Source organism: Virgisporangium aliadipatigenens (assembly GCF_016863615.1).
GTDB lineage: Bacteria > Actinomycetota > Actinomycetes > Mycobacteriales > Micromonosporaceae > Virgisporangium > Virgisporangium aliadipatigenens.
This window is the reverse complement of the sequence record NZ_BOPF01000003.1, coordinates 400,804-427,758: the sequence shown is the minus strand read 5'-3', so window position 1 is coordinate 427,758 and position 26,955 is coordinate 400,804. Positions and strand designations below refer to the sequence as shown.

At 72.4% G+C, this 26,955-nt stretch carries 27 protein-coding genes and 1 pseudogene; 14 read left to right on the top strand and 14 right to left on the bottom strand.

What is annotated here, in order from left to right; translation table 11 throughout:
• Positions 1-56: 56 nt before the first annotated feature.
• Together Val02_RS06130 and Val02_RS48140 are read left to right on the top strand one after the other, a co-directional pair.
• Entirely contained in the window at positions 57-239 is a 183-nt protein-coding gene (locus Val02_RS06130; protein WP_203897893.1) for a hypothetical protein, read from the top strand.
• Positions 236-367 (top strand): hypothetical protein, encoded by a 132-nt coding sequence (locus tag Val02_RS48140; protein ID WP_275415550.1) that lies wholly within the window; start codon positions 236-238, stop codon positions 365-367. Before Val02_RS06130 ends, Val02_RS48140 begins: the two co-directional genes overlap by 4 nt.
• 12 nt (positions 368-379) lie before the next feature.
• Here the strand turns inward: Val02_RS48140 and Val02_RS06125 are convergent, their stop codons facing one another.
• Together Val02_RS06125 and Val02_RS06120 are read right to left on the bottom strand one after the other, a co-directional pair.
• Positions 380-1,375, bottom strand: coding sequence for an aldo/keto reductase (locus Val02_RS06125; RefSeq protein ID WP_239152456.1), 996 nt, complete (start codon positions 1,373-1,375; stop codon positions 380-382).
• 37 nt (positions 1,376-1,412) lie between these two features.
• On the bottom strand, positions 1,413-2,273 hold the full coding sequence (locus Val02_RS06120; protein WP_203897892.1) for a helix-turn-helix domain-containing protein: 861 nt from the start codon (positions 2,271-2,273) through the stop codon (positions 1,413-1,415).
• A 240-nt stretch (positions 2,274-2,513) separates the two neighbouring features.
• Here Val02_RS06120 and Val02_RS06115 point away from each other — a divergent pair, with 240 nt between their 5' ends.
• On the top strand, positions 2,514-3,245 hold the full coding sequence (locus tag Val02_RS06115; protein WP_203897891.1) for a hypothetical protein: 732 nt from the start codon (positions 2,514-2,516) through the stop codon (positions 3,243-3,245).
• 30 nt (positions 3,246-3,275) lie between these two features.
• Here Val02_RS06115 and Val02_RS06110 read toward each other — a convergent pair whose 3' ends face one another.
• Complete coding sequence (locus tag Val02_RS06110) at positions 3,276-5,690, bottom strand: phosphoketolase family protein (protein ID WP_203897890.1); 2,415 nt, start codon at positions 5,688-5,690, stop codon at positions 3,276-3,278.
• A 124-nt stretch (positions 5,691-5,814) separates the two neighbouring features.
• Here Val02_RS06110 and Val02_RS06105 point away from each other — a divergent pair, with 124 nt between their 5' ends.
• Positions 5,815-6,447 (top strand): response regulator, encoded by a 633-nt coding sequence (locus Val02_RS06105; RefSeq protein ID WP_203897889.1) that lies wholly within the window; start codon positions 5,815-5,817, stop codon positions 6,445-6,447.
• Positions 6,448-6,452: 5 nt separating this feature from the next.
• Here Val02_RS06105 and Val02_RS06100 read toward each other — a convergent pair whose 3' ends face one another.
• Both Val02_RS06100 and Val02_RS06095 read right to left on the bottom strand, forming a co-directional pair.
• Complete coding sequence (locus Val02_RS06100; RefSeq protein ID WP_203897888.1) at positions 6,453-6,896, bottom strand: hypothetical protein; 444 nt, start codon at positions 6,894-6,896, stop codon at positions 6,453-6,455.
• A 57-nt stretch (positions 6,897-6,953) separates the two neighbouring features.
• Positions 6,954-8,666 carry a sensor histidine kinase gene (locus tag Val02_RS06095; RefSeq protein ID WP_203897887.1) on the bottom strand — a complete coding sequence of 571 codons (1,713 nt, stop codon included), beginning with the start codon at positions 8,664-8,666 and terminating at the stop codon, positions 6,954-6,956.
• Positions 8,667-8,770: 104 nt separating this feature from the next.
• Here Val02_RS06095 and Val02_RS06090 point away from each other — a divergent pair, with 104 nt between their 5' ends.
• The 3 genes from Val02_RS06090 to Val02_RS06080 all read left to right on the top strand — a co-directional run bounded on the left by Val02_RS06090 (position 8,771) and on the right by Val02_RS06080 (position 14,209).
• Positions 8,771-11,236: a glycogen/starch/alpha-glucan phosphorylase gene (locus tag Val02_RS06090; RefSeq protein WP_239152454.1), complete on the top strand. Its 2,466-nt coding sequence runs from the start codon at positions 8,771-8,773 to the stop codon at positions 11,234-11,236.
• A 54-nt stretch (positions 11,237-11,290) separates the two neighbouring features.
• Entirely contained in the window at positions 11,291-12,256 is a 966-nt protein-coding gene (locus Val02_RS06085) for an SDR family NAD(P)-dependent oxidoreductase (protein ID WP_203897886.1), read from the top strand.
• A 603-nt stretch (positions 12,257-12,859) separates the two neighbouring features.
• A complete protein-coding gene (locus Val02_RS06080; protein ID WP_203897885.1) occupies positions 12,860-14,209 on the top strand; it encodes a hypothetical protein in 1,350 nt (449 codons plus the stop codon).
• A gap of 87 nt (positions 14,210-14,296) precedes the next feature.
• Here the strand turns inward: Val02_RS06080 and Val02_RS06075 are convergent, their stop codons facing one another.
• A complete protein-coding gene (locus Val02_RS06075; protein WP_203897884.1) occupies positions 14,297-14,557 on the bottom strand; it encodes a hypothetical protein in 261 nt (86 codons plus the stop codon).
• Positions 14,558-14,648: 91 nt separating this feature from the next.
• Between Val02_RS06075 and Val02_RS06070 the strand changes: the two genes are divergently transcribed.
• Positions 14,649-15,584 (top strand): sigma-70 family RNA polymerase sigma factor, encoded by a 936-nt coding sequence (locus tag Val02_RS06070; protein ID WP_203897883.1) that lies wholly within the window; start codon positions 14,649-14,651, stop codon positions 15,582-15,584.
• A gap of 4 nt (positions 15,585-15,588) precedes the next feature.
• On the top strand, positions 15,589-16,422 hold the full coding sequence (locus Val02_RS06065; RefSeq protein WP_203897882.1) for a YybH family protein: 834 nt from the start codon (positions 15,589-15,591) through the stop codon (positions 16,420-16,422).
• Here the strand turns inward: Val02_RS06065 and Val02_RS06060 are convergent.
• Positions 16,419-17,672 carry a saccharopine dehydrogenase family protein gene (locus Val02_RS06060; RefSeq protein ID WP_203897881.1) on the bottom strand — a complete coding sequence of 418 codons (1,254 nt, stop codon included), beginning with the start codon at positions 17,670-17,672 and terminating at the stop codon, positions 16,419-16,421. The two genes, Val02_RS06065 and Val02_RS06060, sit on opposite strands and share 4 nt — an antisense overlap.
• Positions 17,673-17,760: 88 nt before the next feature.
• Here Val02_RS06060 and Val02_RS06055 point away from each other — a divergent pair, with 88 nt between their 5' ends.
• Complete coding sequence (locus Val02_RS06055) at positions 17,761-18,540, top strand: tRNA(His) guanylyltransferase Thg1 family protein (protein WP_203897880.1); 780 nt, start codon at positions 17,761-17,763, stop codon at positions 18,538-18,540.
• A gap of 39 nt (positions 18,541-18,579) precedes the next feature.
• Here Val02_RS06055 and Val02_RS06050 read toward each other — a convergent pair whose 3' ends face one another.
• The 3 genes from Val02_RS06050 to Val02_RS06040 are packed head-to-tail and all read right to left on the bottom strand — an operon-like array spanning position 18,580 to position 20,569.
• A complete protein-coding gene (locus Val02_RS06050) occupies positions 18,580-19,230 on the bottom strand; it encodes a hypothetical protein (protein ID WP_203897879.1) in 651 nt (216 codons plus the stop codon).
• A 49-nt stretch (positions 19,231-19,279) separates the two neighbouring features.
• Positions 19,280-20,074, bottom strand: a complete 795-nt coding sequence (locus Val02_RS06045; protein WP_203897878.1) for an isocitrate lyase/PEP mutase family protein — start codon at positions 20,072-20,074, stop codon at positions 19,280-19,282.
• 9 nt (positions 20,075-20,083) lie between these two features.
• Positions 20,084-20,569: a MarR family winged helix-turn-helix transcriptional regulator gene (locus tag Val02_RS06040; protein WP_203897877.1), complete on the bottom strand. Its 486-nt coding sequence runs from the start codon at positions 20,567-20,569 to the stop codon at positions 20,084-20,086.
• A gap of 31 nt (positions 20,570-20,600) precedes the next feature.
• Between Val02_RS06040 and Val02_RS06035 the strand changes: the two genes are divergently transcribed.
• The 3 genes from Val02_RS06035 to Val02_RS06025 all read left to right on the top strand — a co-directional run bounded on the left by Val02_RS06035 (position 20,601) and on the right by Val02_RS06025 (position 23,000).
• Positions 20,601-21,677: a bifunctional NAD(P)H-dependent oxidoreductase/GNAT family N-acetyltransferase gene (locus tag Val02_RS06035; protein WP_203897876.1), complete on the top strand. Its 1,077-nt coding sequence runs from the start codon at positions 20,601-20,603 to the stop codon at positions 21,675-21,677.
• Between the two features lie 73 nt (positions 21,678-21,750).
• Positions 21,751-22,377, top strand: coding sequence for a ClpP family protease (locus tag Val02_RS06030; protein ID WP_203897875.1), 627 nt, complete (start codon positions 21,751-21,753; stop codon positions 22,375-22,377).
• Between the two features lie 5 nt (positions 22,378-22,382).
• Complete coding sequence (locus Val02_RS06025) at positions 22,383-23,000, top strand: ClpP family protease (protein WP_203897874.1); 618 nt, start codon at positions 22,383-22,385, stop codon at positions 22,998-23,000.
• Positions 23,001-23,149: 149 nt separating this feature from the next.
• On the opposite strand, the pseudogene Val02_RS06020 reads toward Val02_RS06025, so the two are convergent.
• Positions 23,150-23,437, bottom strand: a pseudogene (locus Val02_RS06020) (helix-turn-helix domain-containing protein); the annotation flags it as partial.
• A gap of 120 nt (positions 23,438-23,557) precedes the next feature.
• Between Val02_RS06020 and Val02_RS06015 the strand changes: the two are divergent.
• On the top strand, positions 23,558-25,360 hold the full coding sequence (locus tag Val02_RS06015; RefSeq protein ID WP_203897872.1) for a TerD family protein: 1,803 nt from the start codon (positions 23,558-23,560) through the stop codon (positions 25,358-25,360).
• Here the strand turns inward: Val02_RS06015 and Val02_RS06010 are convergent.
• Genes Val02_RS06010 through Val02_RS06000 form a run of 3 tightly spaced genes read right to left on the bottom strand, consistent with a single transcriptional unit; the run spans position 25,350 to position 26,928 of the window.
• Entirely contained in the window at positions 25,350-26,297 is a 948-nt protein-coding gene (locus tag Val02_RS06010; RefSeq protein ID WP_203897871.1) for an NAD(P)-dependent alcohol dehydrogenase, read from the bottom strand. The genes Val02_RS06015 and Val02_RS06010 overlap by 11 nt on opposite strands.
• Positions 26,297-26,578: a hypothetical protein gene (locus Val02_RS06005; RefSeq protein ID WP_203897870.1), complete on the bottom strand. Its 282-nt coding sequence runs from the start codon at positions 26,576-26,578 to the stop codon at positions 26,297-26,299. Before Val02_RS06005 ends, Val02_RS06010 begins: the two co-directional genes overlap by 1 nt.
• Entirely contained in the window at positions 26,578-26,928 is a 351-nt protein-coding gene (locus tag Val02_RS06000; RefSeq protein WP_203897869.1) for an ArsR/SmtB family transcription factor, read from the bottom strand. Before Val02_RS06000 ends, Val02_RS06005 begins: the two co-directional genes overlap by 1 nt.
• Between the last annotated feature and the right edge of the window lie 27 nt (positions 26,929-26,955).

Below are 26,955 nucleotides of genomic sequence, written 5' to 3'. Positions count from 1 at the left end.
ACCTGTGATACCGTCCGGGAAGTATCACACCCGTGATAAATAAAGGGGGTATCGCGGTGGAAACCGTCCTGGACCTGTTGCTCCTGCGGTTCGCGCTGATCGCGGCCGGACTGGTGGTGCTCGCCCTCGTCGCCTTCGGCGTCGCCCTGGCGATGCGCCGGCGGGGCATCTCCCTCATCGATCAGGTGGCGCCGGTCGCCGAGGCGCTCCTCGCCCGCTGGCTGGAGCGCCGCCGATGAACGACCTCCTGCACCACCTGCTGATCGACCGGCTCATCAAGATGGGCATCGCGGTCGCCGCCCTGACCGTGCTCGCGATCGGGATGGCGATCATCTGGCGCCGCACCGGCCCGCCCTCGGACCGGTGAGCGGGCGGCCCGTCAGCACTCCATGAGGGCCATTCCGGCCGAACTGTTGCGCGCCCCGAGCACCTGGCTCGGGTCGCACGCCGCCTCCAGCGACGCCACCTGTTCGGCGGTCAGCGCGATGCGGGTCGCCGCGACGTTCTCCTCGACGTGCCGCACCCGCCGGGTGCTCGGGATGGGCACGATGTCCGCGCCCTTGCTCAGCAGCCAGGCGAGGGCGAGTTGGGCCGGGGTGCGGCCCCACTCGGCGGCGAGCGCACGCAGCCGGCCGACCAGGGCGAGGTTGTGCGACAGGTTGCCGCCCTGGAAGCGCGGCTGGGAACGCCGCAGGTCGGTCGGCGCCAGCCCGTCCAGCGAGGTCAGCCCGTCGGCGAGCAGGGCGCGGCCGAGCGGCGCGTACGCCACGACGCCGATGCCCAGCTCCCGCGCGACGGGGAGCACCGAGTCCTCGATGTGCCGGCTGAGCAGGGAGTACTCCGTCTGGAGCACGGCGATCGGGTGGATCTTCTCGGCCTGCCGGAGGGTCTCGGCACCGACCTCGGACAGGCCCAGGCGGCGCACCTTCCCCGCCGCCACGAGCCCGGCCATCGCGTCGATGACGTCCTCCAGCGGCACCCTCGGGTCGCGGCGGTGGAGGTAGTAGATGTCGACGTGGTCGACCTTCAGCCGGGTGAGCGACTCGTCGATCGAACGCCGGATGAAGGCCGGGGTGTTGCGGACGGTCCACCCGCCGCGGGCCTTCACGAAGCCGACCTTGGTCGCCAGCAGCACCCGATCGCGCCGGCCCTTCAGGGCCCGGGCGACTATCTCCTCGTTGGCCGCGGGGCCGTACCGGCTCGCGCCGTACGAGGGCGCGGTGTCGATCAGGGTGACACCGAGGTCGACCGCCCGCCGGACGGCCCTGATGCAGGACGCCTCGTCGGCGGGTCCGTAGAACTCGGACATGGGCATGCAGCCGAGGCCGATGGCGGAGACCTCAGGACCGCCCAGCCGTAGTGTGCGACGTTGCACGATTCCTTCTTCGTTCACGTGCCGGAGTCCGGCGGGCTCACGCACTACCCACGGAGGCGGCGGCCCGCCGCATGTAGTCCAACGACTCGTCCGGCGGCAGCGCCATTTCCTGCAGCATCGTGTAGTCCTGCGTGTAGAGGTAGACCTCCCTTTCCGCGTCCACGAAGAAGGCGCGGGTCTTGTTCTCCAGGTAGACGACGTCGGCCAGGCCCGTCGCCTCGGACTCCAGGATGCAGAACGAGCCCGCCGTCACCGGCGGCAGCCCGGCGCCGAACGGCAGCACCTGGATCCGGACGTTGGGCCACTCGGCGAGCTCCGCCAGGCGGGTGAACTGCGCCCGCAGGACCGCCGGGTCGGGCAGCAGCCGGTGGAACACCGACTCGTCGATCACCGCCGAGAACCGGACCTGCCCGTCCTCGCGCAGGAGATTCTGCCGCCGGCGGTGCATGTCGACCCGGCGCTGGAACTCCAGGTCGGACGGCTTCGCCCGGGAGGAACAGATGACGGTCTCCGCGTAGCCCGGGGTCTGCAGCAACGCGTGCGGCACCACCGCGCAGTAGGCATCGACGGCCCGCGAACCGGCCTCCAGCCTGATCAGGTTGGTGTAGTCGGCCGTCAGCAGGTCCGCGAACGGCTCCCACCAGCCCTTGGAACGGGCGGACTCGGCCGTCCTGCTCAGCCGCTCGGCCTGCGCCGGGGACGCGTCGTACAGCTCCAGCGAACGTGCCAGATCTTCGGCCGAGATGCCGACCCTCGCGCTCTCGATGCGCGACACCTTGGACGGGGACCAGCCCAGCCGGTCGGCGGCGTCCTTGCCGGTGAGGCCCGCGGCCTCGCGCAGAGTCCGCAGCTCATCGGCCAGGCGCCGCTCTCGGCTGGACGGTGAGTATCGGTCCATCGCACCTTCCAACGCAGCAGCATCGCTTGCGATACGGCGGGACAACCTGAACGAAATCGTACAGCGAACTGTGCAAAAAATTCTGCCTGCAATGTTGCAGTACAGCTACACGCAAAGCCTGCTCTCGTTCATTCTGGACAGACCCAATAGGAGTTGGTCGATCCTGACCGGTCGACTCGTCAGCCGCCGCGACGCATCGGCGCGGGCCGCGGCGCTGACCGCCTCACAAGGGAGTCTTCAATGGGCACCGGACACCCTCCCGCTTCGCGACGGCCGCTCAACCAGGCCGTCGGCTTCGCTCAGCCCGACCGGACGATCCCGGCCGACCGGAGCGAGCACGAGACCTACGCCGCGCACCCCGTCGACGGCCGCGGCCTGCACACCATCGTGCTGACCGACATGGCGGCATCCGCGCGACGCGACAACCAGAGTCAACGCCGGATGCGTTCGGAGTTGTACGCGATGATGCACGACCTGGTGCGCTACCTGGGTCTCGACCTGGACGCGCTGGCCCTGACCGACACCGGCGACGGCATCCGACTGCTCATGCCGGTTCGGATCGTCGAGCCCATGCACGTCATCGACGCCTTCGTCGTCGGGCTCGCCGCCCGGCTGCGGGAGCACCGCCGGCACGTCAACGAGGTGGCCCGCGTGCGGCTGCGGGTGGCGTTGGACCTCGGAGTGGTGGAGCGGCACCACAACGGCTGGTCCGGGGAGCCGCTCGTGCGGGCCAGCCGGCTGGTCGACGCCGATCCGGTGCGCGCCGCGCTCGACGCCGACGACCGGCTCGACTTCGCGGTGATCCTCTCCGACGTGCTCTTCCAGACGGTGGTGCTGCCCGGACAGGGCTTTGTCGGGCCGTCGAGCTTCGACCCGGTCACGATCGCCGTCAAGGAGTTCCGGCAGTTCGCGTGGCAGCTGCGACAGGGCACCGGCGAGCCGTGCCGGCAGTGCGGCCGGGCGGCGGCATGACGCCACCGTCCCGGCCCGCCCGGTGGGCGTTCAGCCCCTGGTGGCCCAGTCGCCGAGGGCCCAGTCCCGGACCTCCGGCAGGTCCTCCAGATGTTCCACCACGTACTGCTCATGCCGGGCCAGCTGCGCCTCGCACCAGGCCTTGAGGTCCGCCGCCCCGCGCGGCAGCCGCCGGGCGTTGTTGATGGCGTCCATGACCAGGTGGTACCGCGACGCCCTGTTGCGCACCGTCATGTCGAACGGCGTCGTCGTCGTGCCCTCCTCGATGAACCCGCGCACCCGGAACCGGTCCGCGTCGGGCCGCCCGTGCACGAGCTGGTGGATCGCACCCGGGTACCCGTGGAACGCGAACACCACGTCGACGCTGTCCGTGAACAGCTCGGTGAACAGGGTGGGGCTCATCCCGTGCGGATGGTCCTTGGGGCGCACCAGCGTCATCAGGTCCACCACGTTGACGACCCGCACCTTCAACGCGGGCAGCCGCTCCCTGAGGATCTGGGCCGCCGCCACCGTCTCCATCGTGACGACGTCGCCGGCGCAGGCGAGCACGATGTCCGGGTCGGTCGAACCGTCGTCGGTGCCGGCCCACTCCCAGACACCGGCGCCCCGGGCGGTGTGCGCGATCGCCTCGTCCATCGTGAGCCACTGCAGCTGCGGCTGCTTGTCGATGACGATGAGGTTGATGTACGAACGCGACCGCAGGCAGTGGTCGGCGACGGAGAGCAGGCAGTTGGCGTCCGGCGGCAGGTACACGCGGGCGACGTCGCCGCGCTGGGTCAGCACGACCTGGATCAGCCCCGGCCCCTGGTGCGAGAACCCGTTGTGGTCGTTGCGCCACGCGGTCGAGGTCAGCAGCACGTTGAGGCTGGGGACGCGGGCCCGCCACGGCAGCCGGGTCGCCTCCTGCAGCCACTTGCCGTGCTGCACCGTCTGCGACGCGCTCACCATCGCGAACGCCTCGTACGTGGCGAACATCCCGTGCCGCCCGGTGAGCGTATACCCCTCCAGCCAGCCGTGGCAGTTGTGCTCGGAGAGCACCTCCATGACCCGCCCGTCCCGCGAGACGGCCACGTCGTCGGCCGTGGTCCGTTCCATGAACGCCCGGTCGGAGACCTCGAAGACGGCGCCCAGCCGGTTGCTGTTGGTCTCGTCGGGGCAGAACAGCCGGAACCGGTCGGGATTGCGGGTGTACACGTCGCGCATCAGTTCGCCGAGCTTGCGGGTCGACTCGGCGCGCACGCGTGCCGGCGCGTCGACGTCGACGGCGTAGTCGCGGAAGTCCGGCAGGTCGAGATCCCGGGTGAGCACGCCCCCGTTGGCGTGCGGCGAGGCGCTCATCCGCAGGTCGCCCTCGGGATTGACGGAGGTCACCAGCGGCACCGGCGCGCCCGCGGAGTCGAACAGTTCCTCGGGGCGGTACGAGCGCAGCCACTTCTCCAGCAGCTCGAGGTGTGCCGGGTTGTCCCGCACTCCCGACAGCGGCACCTGATGGGAACGCCACGTGCCGGTCACGGTCACCCCGTCGACCGACTCCGGGCCGGTCCACCCCTTGGGCGTGCGCAGCACGATCAGCGGCCAGCGCGGCCGGCTCCCGTCCCAGGAACCGGAGCGCGCGGCCCGCTGGATGTCGCGGATGCGCCCCCACGCCTGCGCCAGCGCCGCCGCGAACCGGTGGTGCATCCCCGGCAGGTCGTCCCCGGCGACCTCGATGACGTCGTAGCCGTGGCCGTGCAGCAGGGCGCGCACCTCGTCGGGGTCCTTGCGGGCCAGCACGGTCGGCCCGGCGATCTTCGCCCCGTTGAGGTGCAGGATCGGCAGGACGGCCCCGTCCCGCGCGGGGTTCAGGAACGACACGCCCTTCCACGAGCCCTCGAGCGGCCCGGTCTCGGCCTCCCCGTCGCCGACGACGGCGATCGCCAGCAGGTCCGGGTTGTCCATCACCGCCCCGAACGCGTGCACCAGCACGTAGCCGAGTTCGCCGCCCTCGTGGATCGAGCCGGGCGTGGTGACCGACACGTGGGACGGGATCCCGCCCGGGCTGGAGAACTGGCGGAACAGGCGCAGCATGCCGTTCTCGTCTTGTGGGACGGCCGGATAGGTCGCGCTGTACGTGCCCTCCAGGTACCCGGCGGCGACCAGCGCCGGCCCGCCGTGGCCCGGCCCCGCCAGGTAGATCGCCTGCTGGCCGGTGCGGCGGATCAGCCGCGACACGTGCGCGTAGACGAACGACAGCCCGGGGCTGGTGCCCCAGTGGCCGAGCAGCCGCGGCTTGATGTGCCCGGGCGCGAGCGGTTCGCGCAGCAGCGGGTTGGCCCGCAGGTAGATCTGGCCGATGGTCAGGTAATTGTTGGCGCGCCACCAGGCGTCGAGCCCGGCGACCTCGGAATCGTCGGGGTGGGCGAGCGCGTGCCGGAGGTCCTCGTCGACGGAAGTCGCAATGCTCATGTCATTCCATTCTCCGGGAGTGACCGCCACGGCGCAGGGTCATTGGGCCCTTTCGGCCCGCCAACGGTCCCGAGTCCGCGCGGCGCGCTGGTGGGCGTCGGACGCACCGGGTAGAAACGTTGATGTGATCCGGGTATTTCTGCTCGACGACCACGAGGTGGTCCGGCACGGGCTTCGCGAGCTGCTCACCCGCGACGGCGACATCGAGGTGGTCGGCGAGTCGGGTTCCGTGGTCGAGGCGACCGCGCGCATCCCGGCACTGCGCCCCGACGTCGCCGTTCTCGACGGGCGGCTGCCCGACGGCAGCGGCATCGACGTGTGCCGCGACATCCGCTCCGTCGACCCCAGCATCAAGGCGCTCATCCTCACCTCCTACGAGGACGACGAGGCGCTCTTCGCCGCCATCATGGCCGGCGCCGCGGGCTACGTGCTCAAGCAGATCCGCGGCACCGACCTCATCGACGCCGTGCGCCGGGTCGCCGCCGGCCAGTCGCTGCTCGACCCGGCCGTGACGACCCGTGTGTTGGAACGGATCAGGCGCGGGCCGGAGCAGCCGGACGAGCTGCGCGACCTGACCGACCGGGAACGCGAGATCCTCGGGCACATCGCCGAGGGGCTGACCAATCGCGAGATCGCGCAGCGGATGTTCCTGGCCGAGAAGACCGTGAAGAACTACGTGTCGAGCCTGCTGGCGAAGCTCGGCCTGGAAAGGCGCACCCAGGCCGCCATCCTCGCGTCCAAACTCCTGAAGAACTAGCGCCCTCAGCGCCTGCCCTCGGTGCGGCCGTACCTCGTGTGCTCGTCGTCGTTGAGCCAGATGTCCACGTAGTTGATGCCGCCTTCGAAATCGCCGGCGGCGAGCGTGAAGTCGTCCGGCTCGAACCAGGTGCCGCTGCCCGATCCGCAGCGCTCCCTCGTCGTGCGGGTGTCCAGCCAGATGGCCTCGTCGGGATTGTCGTGCCATCCGTCGAACAGGCCGTAAGCGCACTCGCCGCCCTTCACGTACTGCCGGATGTTGGTGATGGTCACCGACTGGTTGAGCCAGCGGAAGTCACCCGTCATCCGGCTCACCAGGACACCCGACGAGTGCGTGACGGAGACGTCGAAACTCGCCGTGGAGGCCAACGCGGGCGCGGAGGTGCCGAGCGACGCCACCGCGCCCATCGCCGCCACCGCCAGGACCGTGAAGAGCCGTCGTATTCTCATGGGGTCGATCGGATCACCGGAACCGTTGCGGGACAAGGCTTACAGTTGCACACCCGACTACAGCGGGACCGTCCAGCGCACGACCGTGCCGCGGCCGCCGGCCGGTTCTACGACGCACGTGCCGCCGAGGTCCTCCGCGCGGGCGCGCATGTTGCCGAGGCCGTGGCCGGTGGGTGCGTCGGCCGCGACGCCCCGGCCGTCGTCGGTGACCGTGAGCGCCAGCGAACCGCCCCGCACGTCGATGGCCACCTCGACGGTGTGCGCCGCGGCGTGCCGGGCCACGTTGGACAGCGCCTCGCGCAGCACCGCCAGCAGGGCCGCGGCCGCCGCCTCGGGAACGGCGCTGTCGAGCGCGCCGTCGAGGCGCAGTTCGGGCCGGAAACCCAGCGCGGCGCGGGCCTCGTCGAGCAGGTCGCGCACCTGGGCGCGGAGACTGGTGCGCGCCGGGCTGCGCAGCTCGAAGATGGCGCCGCGGATGTCCCGGATCGTGGTGTCCAGCGACTCCACGACGGACTCGACGCGTTCGCGGATCTCGGGGCGGGCCGCCAGCTGACCGGTGATCTGCAGCTGCAGGCCGGCCGCGAAGAGGCGTTGGATCACGACGTCGTGCAGGTCGCGGGCGATCCGCTCACGGTCACCCAGCACGGCGAGCAGCTCCCGCTCGTCCTGCGCGCGGGCGCGTTCCAGCGCGAGGGCCGCCTGCCCCGCGAACGTCTCCACGATCGCCGTGTCCGGCTCCTCCGCGAACGCCGCGCTGCCGTGCTGGTAGGCCACCACCAGTGCGCCCAGCGCGTGTTCGCCGGCGGTCAACGGCACCAGCAGCGCCGTGCCGGTGGTCAGCGGCTGCGGCCACACGGCCGTCTTGCCGAGATCCTCGACCATCGACAGATGGCGCTGCGTGATGACTGCCGCGAACTCGCTCTCCGCGATCGGCAACGTCGCGCCGATGAGCTCCTCGGGCAGTTCCCCCGAAACGACCTCGATCCGCAGCGTGCCCGCCGGGGCGTCGAAGAGCAGGACCATCGTCAACGCCGCCTCGGAGACCTCCCGGGCGCGGTCGGCGACCAGCTGCAGCGCCTCCGTCCGGCGGACCTCGCCGAGCAACAGGCCGGTGATCTCGGCCGCCGCCTCCAACCAGCGCTGGCGGCGGCGCATCTGCGCGTAGAGGCGGGCGTTCTCGATGGCGGCACCGGCGGCGACGGCGAGCGCGCCCACCAGGTTCTCGTCGTCCTCGTTGAACTGGCCGCCGCCGCGCTTCTCCGCCAGGTACAGGTTGCCGAAGACCTGGTCCCGGATGCGGATCGGCATGCCGAGGAAGCTGTGCATCGGCGGATGGTTCGGCGGGAAGCCGTAGGCGCGCGGATGCGTGGTGATGTCCTCCAGGCGGATCGCGCGCGGCTCCTCGATCAGCAGCCCCAGGACGCCGTGCCCGCGCGGCAGGTCGCCGATCGCCGCGTGGGTCTCCCGGTCGATGCCGTCGGTGATGAAGTCCGTCAGCATCCGGTCGGGGCCGATGACACCCAGCGCGCCGTAGCGGGCGTCGGCGAGGGTGCAGGCCGAACGGACGATGCGTTCGAGCGTGCTGTGCAGGTCGAGGTCGGTGCCGATACCGACCACGGCGTCGAGCAGGGCGCGGAGGCGTTCGCGCGAGGACATCACCTCACCGACGCGGTCCAGCACCTCCTGCAACAAGGCATCGAGATCGACACGCGACAACGAGGGCAGCGGCAGTGCGGACATCCAGTTGTCGTCAGGTGCGCCGTCGACCATGTCGAGATGGTATCGAGACGGCATTCCGGCGTGTGACTTCACGTTCGGGCGGCATATGAACGATCATCGGACGGATCGTCGCCGCACGCGGAAGGATCGTGACCGTGACCGACAACGCCGATGACTTCGGGCGCAACATGGTCGCCAACCTGTACCGCCACCGCGGTACGACGGTCGAGTCGGCCAGCGCCCGTGACGCCTACCACACGTTGGCCGTCACGATCCGCGACCGGCTGATCGAGCGGTACGCCCGCACCGCCGCCGCGCACTACGCCGCAAACCCGCGCTTCGTCTACTACCTCTCGGCGGAGTACCTGCTGGGGCGGCAGTTCGAGCAGAACCTGCTGTACACCGACACCCGGGAGCAGGCCCGCGTCGCCGCGTCCGCGCTCGGCTATCCGCTCGACGACCTGGCCGCCCTGGACGCCGAGCCGGGGCTGGGCAACGGCGGGCTGGGCCGGCTCGCGGCCTGCCTCCTGGACTCCCTGGCGACGGCGGACATTCCGGCGGTCGGCTACGGGATCAGGTACGACTTCGGCATTTTCACGCAGTCGTTCCGGGACGGGGCACAGCGGGAGTTACCGGACGACTGGTCGCACTACGGGACACCGTGGGAGTTCGCCGCGCCGGACGACCGGCTCGAGGTGGGGTTCTACGGGCACACCGAGGCCTACAACGGGAGCGGGCCGCGCCGCCGCTGGGTGCCGGGCGAGACCGTGCTCGGGGAGCCGAGCCACATGCTGGTCCCCGGCTGGGGCACCGAGACCGTCAACATCATCCGGCTGTGGCGGGCGGTGGCCAGCAGCGACTCGTTCGACCTGGGGCACTTCTCCGCCGGCCGCTACGGCGACGCCGTCGAGAATGTCACCCACGTGGAGAACATCACCCGCGTGCTCTACCCCGACGACTCCACCGAACTGGGCCGCGAACTGCGCCTCAAGCAGCAGTACTTCCTGGTGGCCTGCACGCTGCGGGACATCGTGCGCCGCTTCCGGCTGCGCAACGAGGACTTCGATCACTTCGCCGACAAGGTCGTCATCCAGCTCAACGACACCCACCCGGTCATGGCGATCGCCGAACTGATGCGCCTGCTCGTCGACGAGTACGCCCTGGACTGGGACCGGGCCTGGGGCATCACCCGCCGGGTCTTCGCCTACACCTGCCATACCCTGCTGCCGGAGGCGCTCGAGACGTGGCCGGTCTCCCTGGTCGAACGCCTCCTCCCCCGGCACATGGAGATCGTGTACCTGATCAACCACCACTTCCTGGCCGACGTCGAACGCCACTTCCCCGGCGACCACGACCGTAAGCGCCGCATGTCGCTGATCCAGGAGGAGCCCGAACGTCGCGTGCGGATGGCGCACCTGGCGGTGGTGGGCAGTTCCGCCGTCAACGGGGTCGCCGAGCTGCACTCGGACCTGCTCAGTGCCGAGACGCTGCGGGACTTCGCGCAGCTGTGGCCGGAGCGGTTCCACAACGTGACCAACGGGGTGTCGTCGCGGCGGTTCCTGCGCATCGCCAACCCGCGCCTGTCCGGACTGCTCACCGAGCGGCTCGGCGGCGAGGAGTGGCTCAGGGATCTCGACCTGCTGGCCGACCTGGAGTCCCATGCCGACGACCGCGCGCTCCAGGAACGGTGGCGCGACATCAAGCGGCGCAACCGCGAGGATCTCGCCCTGCACGTGAAGGACGCGACCGGCGTCGTCATCGACCCCGACGCCATGTGCGACGTGATGATCAAGCGGTTCCACGAGTACAAGCGGCAGCTGCTGAAGGTGCTGCACATCGTCACCCTGTACCACCGGCTGCGCGACGATCCCGCGGCCGACGTGGTCCCGCGCACGTTCGTCTTCGGCGGCAAGGCGGCCCCGGGCTATCACGCCGCGAAGCGCATCATCGCGCTGGTCAACGGCGTCGGCGCGGCGGTCAACGCCGATCCGGTGGCGTCGCGGCGGCTGCGCGTGGCGTTCGTGCCGAACTACAACGTCACCCGCGCGGAGCTGATCATCCCGGCGGCCGACCTCTCCGAGCAGATCTCGATGGCCGGCAAGGAGGCCAGCGGCACCGGCAACATGAAGCTCGCGCTCAACGGGGCCGTCACCGTCGGCACCCTCGACGGCGCCAACATCGAGATCCGCGACCGCGTGGGGGACGAGAACTTCTTCCTCTTCGGCCAGGACGCGGCGGAGGCGGCCCGCACGCGGCGCGGCTACTACGACCCGCGCTCGTTCTACGAACGCGACCCCGAACTGCGCGCCGCCGTCGACGCGATCGCCTCGGGGGCGTTCTCCGGCGGCGACCGTGGTGCCTTCTCGTCGGTGGTCGACTCGATCCTGTACCACGACGAGTACCTGGTGATGGCCGACTACCGGTCCTATGTGGACACTCAGGACGCGGTGGACGGGGCGTGGCGCGACGCCGACCGGTGGACCCGCATGTCGATCATGAACACGGCGCGCTGCGGCTTCTTCTCGGCCGACCGCACCATCCGCGACTACCGCGAACGGGTCTGGCACGTCGACCCGGTGCGGGTGGGCCCGCACCACCCGGTCACCGCTCCGGACAGATAGCCGTCGTCCTCGATACCTTGACTTCGAGCGCACTCCAATTCGTACGGTCAGGGCATGAACACGGAACAACACAAGATCGGTTCCGGCTTCGGCGCGCGCACGACGGCCGACGAGGTCCTCCGGGGCATCGACCTCACGGGCAAGCTGGCCGTCATCACCGGCGGCTACTCCGGGCTGGGCCTGGAGGCGACCCGTTCGCTCGTGCGTGCCGGCGCGCGGGTCGTGGTCCCGGCCCGCCGTCCCGAGACGGCCTCCGAGGCGCTCGCCGGGATCGACGCCGTCGAGGTCGACACCCTCGACCTCGGCGACCAGGAGAGCGTGCGGGCGTTCGCCGAGAGGTTCCTGGCCACCGGTCGCACGATCGACATCTTCATCGGGAACGCCGGAATCATGGCCCTTCCCGAACGCACACTCGTCGGTCCGGGTTGGGAGGCGCACCTCGCCACCAACCACCTGGGACACTTCGCGCTGGTGAACCGCCTGTGGCCGGCGATCGCCCCGGGGCGCGGCCGGGTCGTGTCCGTCTCCTCGGGCGCGCACCGCCGCACCGGGATCCGCTGGGAGGACCCGTGGCTGCGGACCGGCTACGACAAATGGGTCGCCTACGGGCAGTCCAAGTCGGCCAACGTCCTGTTCGCCGTGCACCTCGACCGGCTCGCCCGCGAACACGGGGTGCGCGCCTTCGCAGTGCACCCGGGCAGCATCCTGACGCCGTTGCAGCGGCACCTCCCGAAGGCCGACATGGTCGCGATGGGCTGGATCGACGAGGACGGCAACGGGCTCAACCCGTCGTTCAAGACACCGCAGCAGGGCGCCGCGACGGAGGTCTGGGCCGCGACGTCGCCGCAGCTCGACGGCCTCGGCGGGCTGTACCTGGAGGACTGCGAGGTCGCCGAGCCCATCGCGGACGACGACGACACCGCGCCCGGCGGGGTCCGCTCCTGGGCGACCGACCCCGCGCAGGCCGAACGCCTCTGGGCATGGTCGGCGGAGTTGACGGGCGTCGACATCGCCGGGTAGCGCGGGTGCGCCATACTGTCCGGCGTGACGGACGGGGGCGCCGCGCAGCAGCGCGGAAATGATTCGGCGGCAACGGATCCCGGGACGGACGGCGTACCCTCGCCACGAACGTCCCCCGAAGCGGCCGGCGGGCCGCTCGCACCGGACGCGGCGGCGGCTCCGCCCGCCGCGCCGCCCACCAGCGACGCGACCGACCGGCCGGCGGGCCCGACCGCAGCCGCCGGGCCCGCCGCGCCCACTTCAGGCGCCACACCCGCCCCGGGGTGGCCCGCCGGGCCCACCGCACAGAGCAGCGGCGCCCCGCAGCACGCCGCACCGGGCGGACCGGCCGCCACACCCACGCCCACCAGCGGCGTGCCAGCACCCGGCTGGCCCGCCGGACCTGCATCACCGACCACGGGACCGGCGGGACCGACCGCATCCGCCGGTGGCGGGCCGGCACCCGCATGGCCCACCGCACCGGGCGGCCCGTCCGGCGGCGCTCCGGCGGCGTCGGGCGACTATTCGACCCCGGGTGCGCCCGGGCCGGCATGGCCGGGCGGTCCCACCACTCAGGGCGGCTCGGCCCCATCGAACGCGCCGGCCGCCCTGGGCGGGCAGGCCATGCACGGCGGGCCGGCCGCAACGGGCGGGCAGGGCGGGCCCGCCGCATCGGGTGCCGCGGGCGCGGAGGCTGCCGAAGGGGCCGCTCAGTCGGGCCTGCTGTGGCCGAAGTCGCCGACGATCGAGAACCCGCTGGTGACGCCGAGCGCGCCGCCGGTCGGGCCGTTGGGCTCCGACGGCCCCGCGCACTATCCGCCGCAGGCGCCGGGCGCTCCCGGATTTGCGGGACCGGGCGCTCCGGTGACCGGGGCGCCGATGTTCGGGGCTCCCGTGTCGGGTGTGCCCGCGTCGGGGCCGCCGACGGGTGGTGGGCCGGAGTTCGGTGGGCCGCCGGGATTCGGGGCGCCGCAGGGGTTCGGGCAGGCGCCGTTCGGGACGGATCCGACCGGGGCACCCGTGTTCGGGGCGCCGCCGCCGGCGCGGAGGCGGGGGCCGCTGATCGCGCTCCTGCTCGTCGTCTTCGTGCTGCTCGCCGCCGGCACGGTGGGCGGCATCGTGTGGTTGTCCCGCGACGGTTCCGCCGACGAGCCGACCGCGTCCGGTTCGCCGAAGCCGATGAAGCCCGCCAAGTACAAGGAGTGGCTCGCGAGCGTCGACAGCACCCTCGCGCCGCTGTACAAGCAGATCGTCGACGCCACGACCGTGGAGGACGTCAAACGGACGGCCTCGGCCGCGGCCGAGGCGACGCGGGCCGAGCGGCAGAAGTTCATCGAGCAGGTGCCGCCGGTGAACGTGCAGAGCGCGCACGCGCAGATGGGTACCTCGCTCACCCTCGTCGCCGACGATCTTCTGACGTTGACGACCGCCCCGTACTGCACGTTCAACGCGGCGCGGCTGGCCGTCGGGCAGGGCACCGGTGGGAGCGCGGTGCGCGCCGGGGCGGAGGCGATCGCCGCGAGCGATCCGGGCGCCGGCTACAAGGTGGGCACGTTCCTGCCGCAGCCGCCGACGCTGAAGGTGGAGCGGCCGGCGAACGGCTTCCTGTTCAAGACGCCCGCGACGGCACGCGGCGGCGGGGACCTGCGGTTCGAGAACAACACCACCGCGGACTATCTGGTGGTGGTCGTCGAGGAGGGCGCCAACGTCGCGTTCGGCTCGGTCTACGTGCACTCGGGTGGCGGCAAGGCCGGGATGACGGACGTTCCCGACCGGAAGTACACGCTGTACTACGCCACCGGCACCGATTGGGACGCCGACAACGGGCTGTTCCTGAAGGACTGCAAGCTCCGGCACCATCCGGAGGCGGTCGAGTCGAAGGGCTCGATCTGGACGTTCCAGATGCCGGATCCCGCGCGCCGGTACTCCAACATCGACGAGATCACGCCGGACAAGTTCCCGACCTGGAAGTAGAACGTCCACAGTGGACGTTCATGCCGCGGCGCCGTCACCCTTCCCCTTGGTGACGGCGCCGCCGGTCTCCCTCGGCTACGAGGAACGTCAGCTGTTGAGAAGCGCGGCCGTGAGCAGCACGCCGATCACGCCGCCGGCCACCCCGGCCGCCGCCGCGTACCAGCCCATCGGGCGGTCGCCGAGCGCACCGGCCACCACGCCGAGAATCACCGCCACCAGCCCGAAGACGATCGGGAAGAACAGCACGGCGATCGCGGCGAACACGAACCCGACGATGGAGCAGACCCGTGCGGCCGATACGCCGCGGCGCGTCGGCGTGGTGGTCTCCGGAGTCGTCAGCTGAGTCATTGTGTTCCCTCCCGTTCGGCGCTGGTGTGTTGATGCATTCGTACCCCGCTCTACACACGCCGTAACGCACGAATTTTGGGACGATGGCCGAGTGTCCACATCGGAGCAGTTCACGTCCATAGTGGAGCGTTGGCGTCCCGAGCTGCACGCGCACTGTTACCGGATGCTCGGCTCGACGCACGACGCCGACGACGCGCTGCAGGAGACGATGGTGCGCGCGTGGAAGGGACTGGACGGGCTGGCCGACCGTGACGCCGTTCGACCGTGGCTCTATCGCATCGCCACCAACCGGTGCCTGTCGATGCTCACCCACCGTTCCCGCAGAGAACTGCCGACGGAGCTCGGAGCCGACACCCCGGTCGCGGAGGTGGCGTGGCTCGGACCCTATCCGGACGAACGGCTCGGGCCGGAGGCCGAGGCGGTGACGCGCGAATCCGTGGAGGTGGCTTTCGTCGCCGCGGTGCAGCACCTGCCGGCGCGGCAGCGGGCGGTGTTGCTTCTGCGCGAGGTGCTCGGGTTCAGCGCGAAGGAGGTCGCGGCGCAGCTGGACACGACGGTCGCGGGCGTCAACAGCGCGCTGCAACGGGCCCGCGCCGCGCTCGACGGGCGGCTGCCGGACGCGACGCAGGGGGCGACGCTGCGCGGGCTCGGCGACGACGGGGTGCGCGCGGTGGCGCGGCGGTACGCGGAGGCGTGGCAGGCCGGCGACATCGAGGCGATCGTCGCGATGCTGGCCGAGGACGCCCGCTACTCGATGCCGCCGCTGCCGCGCTGGTACGCGGGGCGCGCGGACATCCGCGGTTTCCTGGCGGAGGTGGTGCCGATGGGGTGGCGGTTCCTGCCGGCGCGGGCGAACGGACAGCTCGCCTTCGCGACGTACCGGTGGGAGGACGGCCGCTACGTGCAGAGCGGGTTGGATGTGCTGTCGCTGCGCGGCAGCCGGGTCGTCGAGGTGGTGGCGTTTCTGGAGGCTGATCTCCGCGACTTCGGCCTGCCCGATGAGTTGCCGGCGACAGCGGGGTCCTAAGGGTATGAACGACGACGAGAAGCAGATCCGCGACCTGATCGAACGTTGGGCGCGCGCGGTGCACGAGGGCGACCTCGACCGGGTGCTCGCCGATCACGCCGCGGACATCGTGATGTTCGACGTGCCGCCGCCGCACGACGGGGTGCGCGGGCGGGACGCGTACCGGCAGACGTGGCCGGGGTTCTTCGAGTACCAGCGGCGGGGCGCGTCGTTCGAGATCGTGTCGCTGGAGGTGACGGCCGGTGCGGACGTGGCGTTCGCGCACGCGCTGCTGCGCTGCGGCACGGCGGCGGACTTCGCGCGGGATCCGGCGCAGCGGCTGCGCCTGACGATCGGGCTACGCAAGGAGGGCGGGCGCTGGGTGGTCAGCCACGAGCACCACTCGTTCGCCGACCGCTCCGGCGAGGAGCGGGCCGACGGCGAGAACGAGGTGCGGGACCTGCACCGGCGCTGGTTCGAGGCGACGGCCGCGAAGGACCTCGACGGCATCATGGCCGGCATCGCCGACGACGTCGTCTCCTACGAGCACGAGGTGCCGCTGGCGTACGTCGGCGCGGACGCCGTGCGGGAGGTGTGCCGGCAGGGGCTTTCGGCCTCCGACGAGACGGTCACGTGGGACGTTCCCGACCTGACCGTGCTGGTGGACGGCGACCTGGCGGTCGGCTGGGGGCTCAACCGGATGGGCGTGCCGCGGCCGGACGGCGGCGTTGCCGTCAACTGGTCGCGCGGCACGCGGGTCTTCCAGCGCGGGCCGGACGGCTGGGAGATGGTGCACCAGCAGGTGTCGTACCCGTTCGACCCGGCGACCGGTCGGGCCGCGACGGAGCTGACGCCCTAGCTCTTGTCGAGGCGGCGGGCCGACAGCTCCATTCCCGCCGCGCGCAGCCGCGTGACGTACGCGTCGCCGATGCCGGTCGCCGGGGTCAGCACCCCGCCCGGCGTCGGCGGCAACGCGTCGCGGTCGAGGGCCAGCGCCAGGGCGGCCTCGCCGAGCATGACGGCGGTCGCCTGGTAGCCGGGGTCGCCCTTGGCGCGCACCCGGGCGGTGTACCGCGCGCCGGTGCTCGTCGTGGTGAACAGGTCGCAGGTGAAGTGCCCGCCGCGGCGGGTCTTCTCGTCCGGACCCGTGCCGGGCCTGGGCAGCAGCCGGTCGAGCACGTACCGGGTCGGCCGCAGCGACAGGCCCAGCGCCATCGCACCGAGCCCGGCCTTGAGACCGCCGGCGTACACAGTGGACAGTGGCGAGGCGCCGACGCTCATCGCCTCCCGGTAGCGGAACTCGCGCCCGTAGGCGTAGCCGCGCAGGGCGTTCGTGCGGCGTACCACGCGCGTGTTGTACGGGGCCATCAGGAACGGCGCCAGCCTGCCCCGCAGCGATCCGTCCACAGTGGACCCGTCGAGGGTGGCGTAGTCGTCCTGCCGGCCGAGGTCGGGTTCGTCGTCGCGGGACGGGCTGAGCGAATAGGGGCTCGCGGCGATGCGGCGCAACGCCCGGTCGCCCCGCACGGTGTCCAACTGGTGCCGGATCGTGTCGACCGTCCCGCCGCTGAACCCGCCGCGCAGCCGCGTGACGACCAGCGTCGTGTCGGTCAGCTCCCCCGCCCCGTCCGCGGCGACCTGCTGGTACAGCACGTGCACGCCGAGGTCCGAGGGCACCGAGTCGAACCCGCACGAGTGCACGATCCGCGCGCCGGACTCGCGGGCCGCCTCGTGGTTGTCGTCGATGCTCTGCCGCGCGAACAGCACCTCGCCGGCGAGGTCGACGTAGTCGGTGCCGTTGGTGGCGCAGGCGCGCACGAGCGGCCGGCCGTGCCGCGCGAACGGGCCGACCGTGGTGGCCACGACGTGCGCGGCCGTCGCGAGGTCGTCGAGCGCGGCCGGGTCCTCCGCGTCGGCGACGAGCAGCGGCCAGTCCACGTCGAGGCGGGTACGCACCTCGTGCAGCTTCTCGACCGAACGGCCGGCGAGGCCGATGCGCACCCCGTCCGGGGCGTGGGTGGCCAGGTGGGCGGCGACGAGCGCGCCGGCGAACCCGGTGGCGCCGTAGACGACGACGTCCAGATCGCGGGTGCGGGCGGGGTGGGCCATCCCGTGATTGTCGTCCTGTCGCCGCGCCCGCGCTGGCCGGGGCGAAAATCCGGTGCCGTCGATGCGGTCGGCTGCGACGATCTCCGGCATGAGCACACCACTGGGCGAACGCATGAAAGGGTACGAGGAGGTCACCCGTACCGTTCTGCCGCGCCGCACCTACACGATCCTGCGCTGCGACGGGCGGGCGTTCCACACCTACCTGCGTGGGGCGCAGCGGCCCTACGACTACGGGTTCATGGCCGACATGGACGCCGTCGCGGCCGCGTTGTGCGACGAGATCTCCGGTGCGGTGTTCGCGTTCGTCCAGTCCGACGAGGTGAGCGTGCTCGCCGTGGACTTCGGCGGGCCGACGACCCAGCCGTGGTTCGGCGGCGAGGTGCAGAAGATGGTGTCGGTCGCGGCCGCCACCGCCACCGCCGCGCTCGTGCGCCGTCGGCCGGCGGGCGCGCCGACGTTCGACGCCCGGGTGTTCACAGTGGACGATCCGGTCGAGGTGGCGAACTACTTCGTCTGGCGCCAGCAGGACTGCGTGCGCAACTCCATCACGATGGCGGCGCTGGCGCAGTTCCCGCACCGGCGGCTGCACGGCGTCAGCGGCGCGCAGAAGGTCGCGCTGCTGCGGGCCGAGAAGGGCATCGACTGGGAGGCCTATCCGGACACCGCGAAGCGGGGGCGGGTGGTGGTGCGGCGCACCGGTGAGCGGCTGGTGACGTTCACCCATCGCAAGACCGGCCGGGAGGAGACCGTGACGGCGCTGCGGTCCTGGTGGGAGGCGGAGGCGGCGCCGCCCTTCACCGCGGACGGCCGGGGACTGCTCGCGGAGCTCATCCCGGCCGGAACGAGCCCACGTCCACCGGGTCCGTGATGCGGCCGTCCTGGCGGCCCGGTTCACCATGGCCCGGTCTCACCATGGCTCTGTGTGGTCGCGGGAGCGGATCGGCTGCACCATCGCGGCGGCGATGAACAGCACGAGCACCAGCGCGGCACCGCCGCCGATCCACCACCACGTGCGCGACGGCGTGTGCCCGGTGACCACGACGGTGCCGCCGCTGCCCGGCACGGACGTGATGTCCCGCAGCGTCAGCAGGGTGTCCTCGGCGGTGAACAGGTCGTTGTGCTCGCGGAAGTCCTGGAGCCCGGTGTAGGTGTCGCCGTTGGCGTCGATCAGCCGGTTGCCGTCGTCCCCGCGCGTCACGAACAGCGTCGCCAGTTCCAGCGATCCGTCGTCGCCGTGCTTGACCAGCACCGAGCGGCCGAGCGGCGCCTCCCCGCCGGCGGCCCTGCGCACCGGGGCGGTCAGCTCGCAGGTCTCGACCCGTTCGCACTCGAAGGTGCGCAGCAGCCCGCCGAGGATCTGCGCCGGGGTTCCGAGCGAGGCGAGGTGGGCCATCCGGTCCTCGGCGGCGCGTCCCGGCGTGGGGAGGCGGTCGTTCTTGACGTCGCTGGAACGGATGTACGCCTGCCACATCTCGCCCTCGGACAGGGACGGCTCGGTGGGTGCGCATCCGGTGGCCGTCATCAGCACCGCCAGGAGCACCACCACGCATCGACGCATGTCGCCACGGTAGGGCGCACCGCCCGGGACCCCTCTCGGCTCTCGGCTCTCAGCTGAACGCCTGCCCCCGCAGGGCGGCCGTGATGCCGCGGTCCCGGTAGGTGCTGGTGCCGGCGGTGCGCAGTTCCTCGGCGGCGTCCACGAGTGCCCCGTAGGCCGCCCAGGCGAGGCCGCCGCCCGTCGACACCCGCCGGACCCCGACGCCGGCGAGCCGCGCCACCGACGGCCCGTCGCGCAGCGCCAGAACGTTCACCGCCGCGCCGGTCTCCCGTACCACGCGGGCGATGTCGGCCAGGTCCGTGAGGCCGGGCGCGTAGAGGCACGCGGCACCGGCGTCCCGGTAGGCGCACAGCCGCCGGATCGTGTCGTCGAGGTCGCCGGCGCCGTACAGGTGGTTCTCGGCGCGGCCGGTCAGCACGATGCCGTGCCGGTCGCAGGCCCGCGCGGCGGCGGCGATGCGGGCCACGGCGACGTCGAGCGGGTCGATGCGGCCGGCCGCGGGATCGTAGTCCTCGATGGACACTCCGGCGGCTCCGGCGCCCGCGAGCAGTTCCACCGTCTCGGAAACTCCGGCGGGGTCGTCGGCGTATCCCCGTTCCGCGTCGACGGCGACCGGAACGCGCACGGCGGCGGCGAGGGACGCGACGTGCGCGACCAACTCGTCCCGGGAGACCCGCTGGTCGGCGCGGCCGAGGCTGGCGGCGAACCCGGAACTGGTCGTGGCGACCGCCGGGAAGCCGAGCGTCTCGAGGATCCGGGCGGAGCCGGCGTCCCACGGGTTGGGCAGGACGAACGTGCCGGACTCGTGCAGGGCGCGAAATGCCGTACGGGCGTTGTCGGTCACGCGGCGACCCTACGGGGCGGATCCTTCGGTGGGGCCCGAAGCGTCGGCCGCGGTGCCGTGCAGCCGCCGGTCGATCCGCTCGACGGCGGCGAGGTCGTGCGGGGTGAGCCGGTCGATGAAGTGCTGCCGCACGGACGCGACGTGCACCGGTGCGGCGTCCTCCAGGGCGGCCAGCCCCTGCGCGGTGAGCACGAGCACGCAGCCCCGGCCGTCGCTGGGGTCCTCGGCGCGGGTGACCAGGCCGCGCGACTCCATCCGGGTCGCGTGCCGCGAGAGGCGGCTGCGCGACCAGCCCATCTTGTCGGCCTGCTCGCCGAGGGTGCTGGCGTGGTCGGGCTGCTCGGACAGGGTGCTGAGCACCTCGTAGTCCGGCTCGGAGAGGCCGACCGCGGCGAGGTCGTGGGCCGTACCGGTCCGCACGGAGACCATGATCCGCAGGAACGCCCGCCAGGCCCGCTCCTCGTCCGGCGTCAGCCAGCGCCCGTTCGTTGACATGTAAACAACTTAGCACCTACGCTTCGTTTCCATGTCAACGAACTCGGTGCGTGTCCTCGTGATCACCTGCAGTACCCGCCCCGGCGCGCTCGGGCCCACGGTGGCGGGCTGGCTCGCCGAGACGCTGCGCCCGCGGGCCGCCCTCCTCGGCGTGGACCTCGTCCCGGTCTCCCTCAGCGACCTGGACCTGCCCTTCCTCGACGAGGAGGAACACCCGTCCGGCGGCGTCTACCACCGCGAGCACACCCGCCGCTGGAGCGCGCTCGTCGACGCCGCCGACGGCTTCATCGCGGTCACGCCGGAGTACAACCACGGGATGCCGGCGACGCTGAAGAACGCGCTGGACTTCCTCGGCCGCGAGTGGGCGTGGAAGCCGATCGGGTTCGTCAGCTACGGCAACACCTCGGCCGGCACCCGCGCCGTTCAGCACGCCAAGCAGGTGGTGACCACGCTGCGGCTCGTGCCGCTCGGCGCCACGCTCGCGATCCGCCTCCGCGACGCCGTGCACGAGGGCCGGCTGCGCCCGGACCCGGCCCGCGACGCGTCGGCCGCCGGTGTCCTGGAGGAACTGGTCCGCCTCGCCCACGCGCTGCGGCCGATGCGCGAACGCGCCCGCCCCGACACCCGGCCCGGCCCGCTCCCGGGCAGCTACGCGCGCCGCCTGACCCCCGACGACGCGGCCGAGGTGACCGTGCTGCAGCGCTGCTGCTGGGTCGAGGAGGCGGTCGTCAACGAGACCCTGGACATCCCGCCGCTGCACGAGACACCCACGCAGGTGGGCGAGTGGCTGGGCACCTGGGACACCACCGGCCTGTGGCGCGACGGTCGGCTGCTGGGCATGGTGCGCACGCACGTTCGCGACGACGAACTGCACCTCGGGCGGCTCGCCGTCGTACCCGACCTGCGCGGTCACGGCGTGGGCCGCTGGCTGCTGCGCACCGCCGCGCACGCGGCCGGGCCGGGGTGCCGGCGGATCGTGCTGTTCACCGGGGCCCGCAGCGCGCGCAACATCGCGCTGTACCGCAGCGAGGGCTACGCGCTCACGGACGACCCGCGCCCCGACGGGACGGTGGTGCTGGCGAAGGAGCTGTCGCCCGCCCTCTGCTGACAGCAGATCCGCTTGGTGTGTCGCGCCCGCGCTGCCGATGGTGGAACCCACGACACCACCAGGGAGGCCCGAGATGAGACTCGCCAACGGAACGGCCGTGCTGCAGGGCGGTTCGCTCGACGATCAGCTCGCCGCGCGGCTGCTGCACCAACGCATCATCGTCCTCGGCGAGGAGGTCGACGACCCCGTCGCCAACCGGCTCTGCGGTCAGTTGCTGCTGCTGTCGGCCGAGGACCCGCGCAGCGACATCAGCCTGTACATCAACTCGCCGGGTGGTTCGGTCAGCGCCGGCCTCGCGATCTACGACACCATGCGCCTCATCCCGAACGACGTGAGCACCCTCGCGATGGGCCTCGCCGCGAGCATGGGCCAGTTCCTGCTGACGGCCGGCGCGCCGGGCAAGCGCTACACCCTGCCGCACGCCCAGATCCTGATGCACCAGGGCTCGGCGGGCTTCGGGGGGACGGCCGCCGACGTCGAGATCTACGCGGAGCAGCTCGAACGCGTCGGCACCACGATGATCGGCCTCACCGCCGAGCACACCGGCCAGTCCCCCGAGACGATCGAACGCGACAGCCGGCGCGACCGCTGGTTCAACGCCGAGGAGGCGCGGGAGTACGGGCTCGTCGACCACATCCTCGACCGCGTCGACGACGTTCGGCCGGCGATCGTGCGCCGCTCCGTCGGACTGGGGGCCTGAACGCCATGGGCCAGTACACGATCCCGACCGTCATCGAGAAGACCCCGACGGGTGAGCGGGCGTTCGACATCTACTCGCGCCTGCTGTCGGAGCGCATCGTCTACCTCGGCACCGAGATCGACGACGGCGTCGCGAACGTCATCATCGCCCAGCTGATCCACCTGGACTCCGCCGGCGAGACGGACATCGAGATGTACATCAACTCGCCGGGCGGCTCGTTCAGCGCGTTGACGGCGATCTACGACACGATGCAGTTCGTGCGCGCCGACGTGGCGACGACGTGCGTGGGGCAGGCGGTCTCGGCGGCCGCGGCGCTGCTGGCGGCGGGTGCGCCGGGGAAGCGTTCGGTGCTGCCGCACGCGAAGGTGACGCTGCACCAGCCGTCGAGCAGTTCCCGCGGAACGCTGCCGGACCTGGCGGTGCAGGCGAAGGACGTGGCGAAGGTGCGGGCGGAGATGGAGGAGATCCTGGGCCTGCACACCGGCCGCCCGCCGGCGCAGATCCGCGAGGACACGGACCGGATCCTGACGCTGTCGGCCCGGGAGGCCGTCGACTACGGGTTGGTCGACCGCATCGTGGCCAGCCGCAAGGCGAAGCCGGTCCGCCTGGCCCAGGTGAGCTGAGCGGGGACCTCGAGATCAAGGGGTGCTCAGTGGCGCGACACGCCGACAGGAGTGCAACCCACCACCCCTTGATCTTGAGCGGCCCGTCACGCCGCGAGCAGCACCACGTCCCCGCGCCGGGGACCCGGCCGGGCCGGCCGCATCGGGCGCACGGGCGCGGCGGGAACCACGCGGATCAGGTCCTGGTTGATCTCGGTCAGCAGGTCGCTCAGGTCGATGCGCAGGGCCGCGCAGACGGCGGCGAGCACCTCCGAACTGGCCTCCTTGCGGCCGCGTTCGACCTCGGACAGGTACTGCACGGAGACCCTGGCGTCGCGCGCCACGTCGGCGAGGGTGCGCCGCTGCCGCAGCCGGTGCCGGCGGAGCACGTCGCCGACGAGCGTGCGCAGCAGCGGCCTGCGCCGCTCGCGAGGGCCGAAGGGAACAACGTCCGCCATCGAGACACCGTAAGGCGCCCGCCGAACCGGCGGCAGTGCCTTTCGCTCAGGGCTAAACCCCGGCGAGCGATGGGCGGTGGACCCGCGCGGCCGGAGGCGGACCGCCCGCACAATTGATCCATGGGCGCGCGGAGGCGGTATGCGGTCGTGGACGTGGAGACGACCGGGTTGCGGCCGTCCGCCGACCGGGTGCTGCAGATCGCGGTGATCCAGCTGGAGGCCGACGGTTCGCCGGGGCGTTCCTGGTCGACGCTGCTCGACCCGGGCATCGATCCGGGACCGGTGCACATCCACGGGTTGTCGCGCGAGCGGCTCGCCGGTGCCCCGCTCTTCCCGTCGGTCGTCCACCATTTGGCGGAACTGCTGGAGGGGCGCGTTCTCGTCGCGCACAACGCGAGGTTCGACTGGCGGTTCCTCGCGGCCGAGGCGCGGCGCGCACTGCACCCGCTGCCGGTGACCGAACGCCTCTGCACCCTGGCCCTCACCCGCCGGCTGGACCTGCCGGTGCCGAGCCTGTCGTTGGCCTCGCTCGCCGCGCACTGGGGCGTGGCGCAGTCCCGCCCGCACGACGCGGAGGACGACACCCGCGTGCTCGCCGAGATCCTGGTGCACAGCCTGGCCGCGGCGCGACGGCTGGCGGTGCGCCTTCCGTTGACCCCGTGCGATCCGCACGACGAGCCGGTCGTCTACCCGGCCCGCGCGCCGCGCCCGCTGTGCCCGTGGGCGTACCCCGGCCGCTGGAGCGCGGGGCAGCCGCTGGTGCAGGGGATGAAGGTGGCGTTCACCGGTCCGGGCGCCGAGCCCCGGGAGCTGCTGATGGCCCGCGCCGCACGGGCCGGCCTCGACGTCATGAACGCCGTCAGCGGCCGCACCAGCCTGCTCGTCACCGACCTTCCGGCGCCCACCGCCACCGGCGCGGCACCGGACGACGGCGGGGAGGCGACCGTGAAGCGGCGCGCCGCGGCGCGCTTCGGCACGGCGGTCGTGAGCGAGGCGGAGTTCGCGGCGCTGCTGGGTGACGTGGCGGCCGGGGTGCCGCGGCAGGCGCCGCCGGTGGAGCCGCCGCGCGTCGCGCCGCCCGGACCGCTGGCCGGCCGCTGCTATCTGGTCGTCGGCGGGAGCGCGGCCGAGGCCGCCGAGGTCCGGGCCCGCATCGGAACGCTGGGCGGGATCGCCGCCGTCGACGTCACCGCGCGGGTCACGCACCTGGTCGCGCTGCCCGGCGCCGAGGACGACGCCCGGTGGCCGCGCCTGCAAGCCCTGGGCCTGCACGGGTGCGACCCGCTCACCCTGGCGCCCCGGCACCGCGACCCCGCCCGCACCGGCCCCACGCAACCGCCGCACGCCCCCGCCACCCCGGCGCCCGTGGCCGACGACGCCACGGCGCCGTGGGCCGGGGACGATGCGGCGCGCCCGGGTGGGGAGGCGGTGGTGCTGACCCGGGGCGCCGAGGCGGACCTGACACCGGAATGCCCGCAGTGGACGGTCTCGGTGCGGGGTCCGGACGGGTCCACTGTGGACGTGCTGGCGTTCCTGGCGGACACCGAGGATCAGGTGCGCGCCGACGCGGATTTCGTGCACCGCCACGCGCCCGCCGCCGCCGACGGCGCGGTCGAACTGACCCGGGACACCCCGCACGAGGTGCTCGTGGAGCTGCGCCCCGGCCGGATGCCGCCGGACGTGTCACGCGTGGCGATCGCCGCCGTGCGGCCGGAGGGCGAGTCCGGCCCGATCGAGGTGGTGGTGCGGGACGACGCCGGTGCGGTGCGCGCCCGGGCGACGCTGGACGCCGTCCCGCCCGGGCGTGGGGTGCTGCTCGCGCACGTGGACCGGCGGGGTGCGCTGTGGCGCTTCCGGGCCGTGGGGCGCGGGTTCGTCGACGGTGCGGAGGGGCTCATGGCGTTCCACGGAATCAGTTGGTGAGAACGACCTTGCCGCGGGCCCGGCCGGACTCGACGTAGGCGATGGCGGCGGCGGCCTCGGGGAGCGCGAACGTCCGGTCGATGACCGGCGTGAGCGTCCCGTCCTCGACCATGCGGCGCAGGGCGACGAAGTCCTCCCGCTTGCGCGCGGCGGTGAACGGCTTCGCCCGTCCGGTGGCGACCGCGCCGAGGAGCTTGCCGACCGGGCCGAACCACCTGCCGCCCCCGCCGAAGGCGAGTACCAGCCTCCCCTCGGGCACCAGCGCCCGGCGACACTCCACAATGGACCGGTTGCCGATCAGGTCGAAGATCACGTCGTACTTCTTCGTCGTGAAGTCCTCGACGGTGTAGTCGACGACGTGGTCGGCGCCGAGGGAGCGCACCAGCGCGGCGTTGCGGCCGCTGCACACGCCGGTCACCTCGGCCCCGAACGCCTTGGCCACCTGCACGGCGTAGACGCCGACGCCCGAGGACGCGCCGTTGATGAGGATCCGCGTGCCGGCGCCGACCTGCGCGGCGTCGCGCATCGCCTGCAGCGCGGTCTTGCCCGAAACGCTGAGCGCGGCCGCCTGCTCGAACGTCGCCCCGGCCGGCTTCGGCTCGACCCACTGCTGCGGCACGGCGACGTACTCGGCGTAGGCGCCGTCGTGTTCGGCCCACACGGCGTCGCCGACCGCGAACCGGGTGACCCCCTCCCCCACGGCCTCCACGGTGCCGGCGATGTCCCGCCCCGGCACGCGCTGCCTGGGTCTCGGGAGTCCGAAGTAGAGCCGCGCGATGTAGGCCTCGCCGCGCACCGCGTGCCACACGCCCGCGTCGACCCCGGCGGCGCGCACCCGGATCAGCACCTGGCCCGGCTTCGCGACCGGCGTCGGCACCTCGCCGAACGTCAGCACGTCGGCCGGCGCGCCGTAGACCCGCTGCGTGATCGCCTTCATCACTCCACCGTCCGCAGGATCTTCTCGATGGACGCGGTGCGGGTGCGCAGCTCCGCGACGTCGGTGGCGCAACGCTGCTGGGCGTCGAGGGTGTGCTCGGACAGCTGCTCGTAGCGCTTGACGAGCTGGCGCAGGTCGTCCTCCTGGTGGGCGACGAGCTTGGTCCGGCGGTATTCGAGCCAGGTGGCCGCGATCGCGATCACCAGCACCACGACGAGCAGCATGGCGCCGAGCGCGAACGTGGTCTGCGGCCACGACTCCGGGCCGGCGGTCAGGGGCATCAGTGCCGTTCCTTCCGGGTGGGGCCCGGATCCGACTCCGGGCCGTCGAGGGTGCGTGCCGCCTCGGCGACGGCCGACGCGGTGAGGTGCAGGTCGAAGTCGGTGACCTCGTAGTACTTCATGGCCTTGCCGTCCTCGGAGAGCTCGAGGGTGCCGGTGATCAGGCCGGCGGCCTCGAGGCGCTGGAGGTGCATGTGCAGCAGTGGCCGGCTGATCCCGATCTCGCGGGCCAGGTGGCTCACGTAGTCCCGGCCATGGGCCAGCCGGGCGACGATGCGCAGCCGCAGCGGGTTTGCCAGGGCGGCCAGCATCTCGACCAGGTCGTCGCCGGTCGGCCGCGCCGCTGTCATGCGACTCCTTTCACGTGTCAGAACTTT

Bases quoted from the DNA above. Each gene is read 5' to 3' on its own strand.
- Val02_RS06050 (WP_203897879.1), bottom strand. From the start codon at position 19,230: ATGCGTCGATGCGTGGTGGTGCTCCTGGCGGTGCTGATGACGGCCACC.
- Val02_RS06075 (WP_203897884.1), bottom strand. From the start codon at position 14,557: ATGACTCAGCTGACGACTCCGGAGACCACCACGCCGACGCGCCGCGGC.
- Val02_RS06120 (WP_203897892.1), bottom strand. From the start codon at position 2,273: ATGGACCGATACTCACCGTCCAGCCGAGAGCGGCGCCTGGCCGATGAG.
- Val02_RS06055 (WP_203897880.1), top strand. From the start codon at position 17,761: ATGAGCACACCACTGGGCGAACGCATGAAAGGGTACGAGGAGGTCACC.
- Val02_RS48140 (WP_275415550.1), top strand. From the start codon at position 236: ATGAACGACCTCCTGCACCACCTGCTGATCGACCGGCTCATCAAGATG.
- Val02_RS06110 (WP_203897890.1), bottom strand. From the start codon at position 5,690: ATGAGCATTGCGACTTCCGTCGACGAGGACCTCCGGCACGCGCTCGCC.
- Val02_RS06000 (WP_203897869.1), bottom strand. From the start codon at position 26,928: ATGACAGCGGCGCGGCCGACCGGCGACGACCTGGTCGAGATGCTGGCC.
- Val02_RS06060 (WP_203897881.1), bottom strand. From the start codon at position 17,672: ATGGCCCACCCCGCCCGCACCCGCGATCTGGACGTCGTCGTCTACGGC.
- Val02_RS06065 (WP_203897882.1), top strand. From the start codon at position 15,589: ATGAACGACGACGAGAAGCAGATCCGCGACCTGATCGAACGTTGGGCG.
- Val02_RS06080 (WP_203897885.1), top strand. From the start codon at position 12,860: ATGCACGGCGGGCCGGCCGCAACGGGCGGGCAGGGCGGGCCCGCCGCA.
- Val02_RS06005 (WP_203897870.1), bottom strand. From the start codon at position 26,578: ATGCCCCTGACCGCCGGCCCGGAGTCGTGGCCGCAGACCACGTTCGCG.
- Val02_RS06015 (WP_203897872.1), top strand. From the start codon at position 23,558: ATGGGCGCGCGGAGGCGGTATGCGGTCGTGGACGTGGAGACGACCGGG.
- Val02_RS06115 (WP_203897891.1), top strand. From the start codon at position 2,514: ATGGGCACCGGACACCCTCCCGCTTCGCGACGGCCGCTCAACCAGGCC.
- Val02_RS06035 (WP_203897876.1), top strand. From the start codon at position 20,601: ATGTCAACGAACTCGGTGCGTGTCCTCGTGATCACCTGCAGTACCCGC.
- Val02_RS06030 (WP_203897875.1), top strand. From the start codon at position 21,751: ATGAGACTCGCCAACGGAACGGCCGTGCTGCAGGGCGGTTCGCTCGAC.
- Val02_RS06040 (WP_203897877.1), bottom strand. From the start codon at position 20,569: ATGTCAACGAACGGGCGCTGGCTGACGCCGGACGAGGAGCGGGCCTGG.
- Val02_RS06085 (WP_203897886.1), top strand. From the start codon at position 11,291: ATGAACACGGAACAACACAAGATCGGTTCCGGCTTCGGCGCGCGCACG.
- Val02_RS06010 (WP_203897871.1), bottom strand. From the start codon at position 26,297: ATGAAGGCGATCACGCAGCGGGTCTACGGCGCGCCGGCCGACGTGCTG.
- Val02_RS06025 (WP_203897874.1), top strand. From the start codon at position 22,383: ATGGGCCAGTACACGATCCCGACCGTCATCGAGAAGACCCCGACGGGT.
- Val02_RS06100 (WP_203897888.1), bottom strand. From the start codon at position 6,896: ATGAGAATACGACGGCTCTTCACGGTCCTGGCGGTGGCGGCGATGGGC.
- Val02_RS06095 (WP_203897887.1), bottom strand. From the start codon at position 8,666: ATGGTCGACGGCGCACCTGACGACAACTGGATGTCCGCACTGCCGCTG.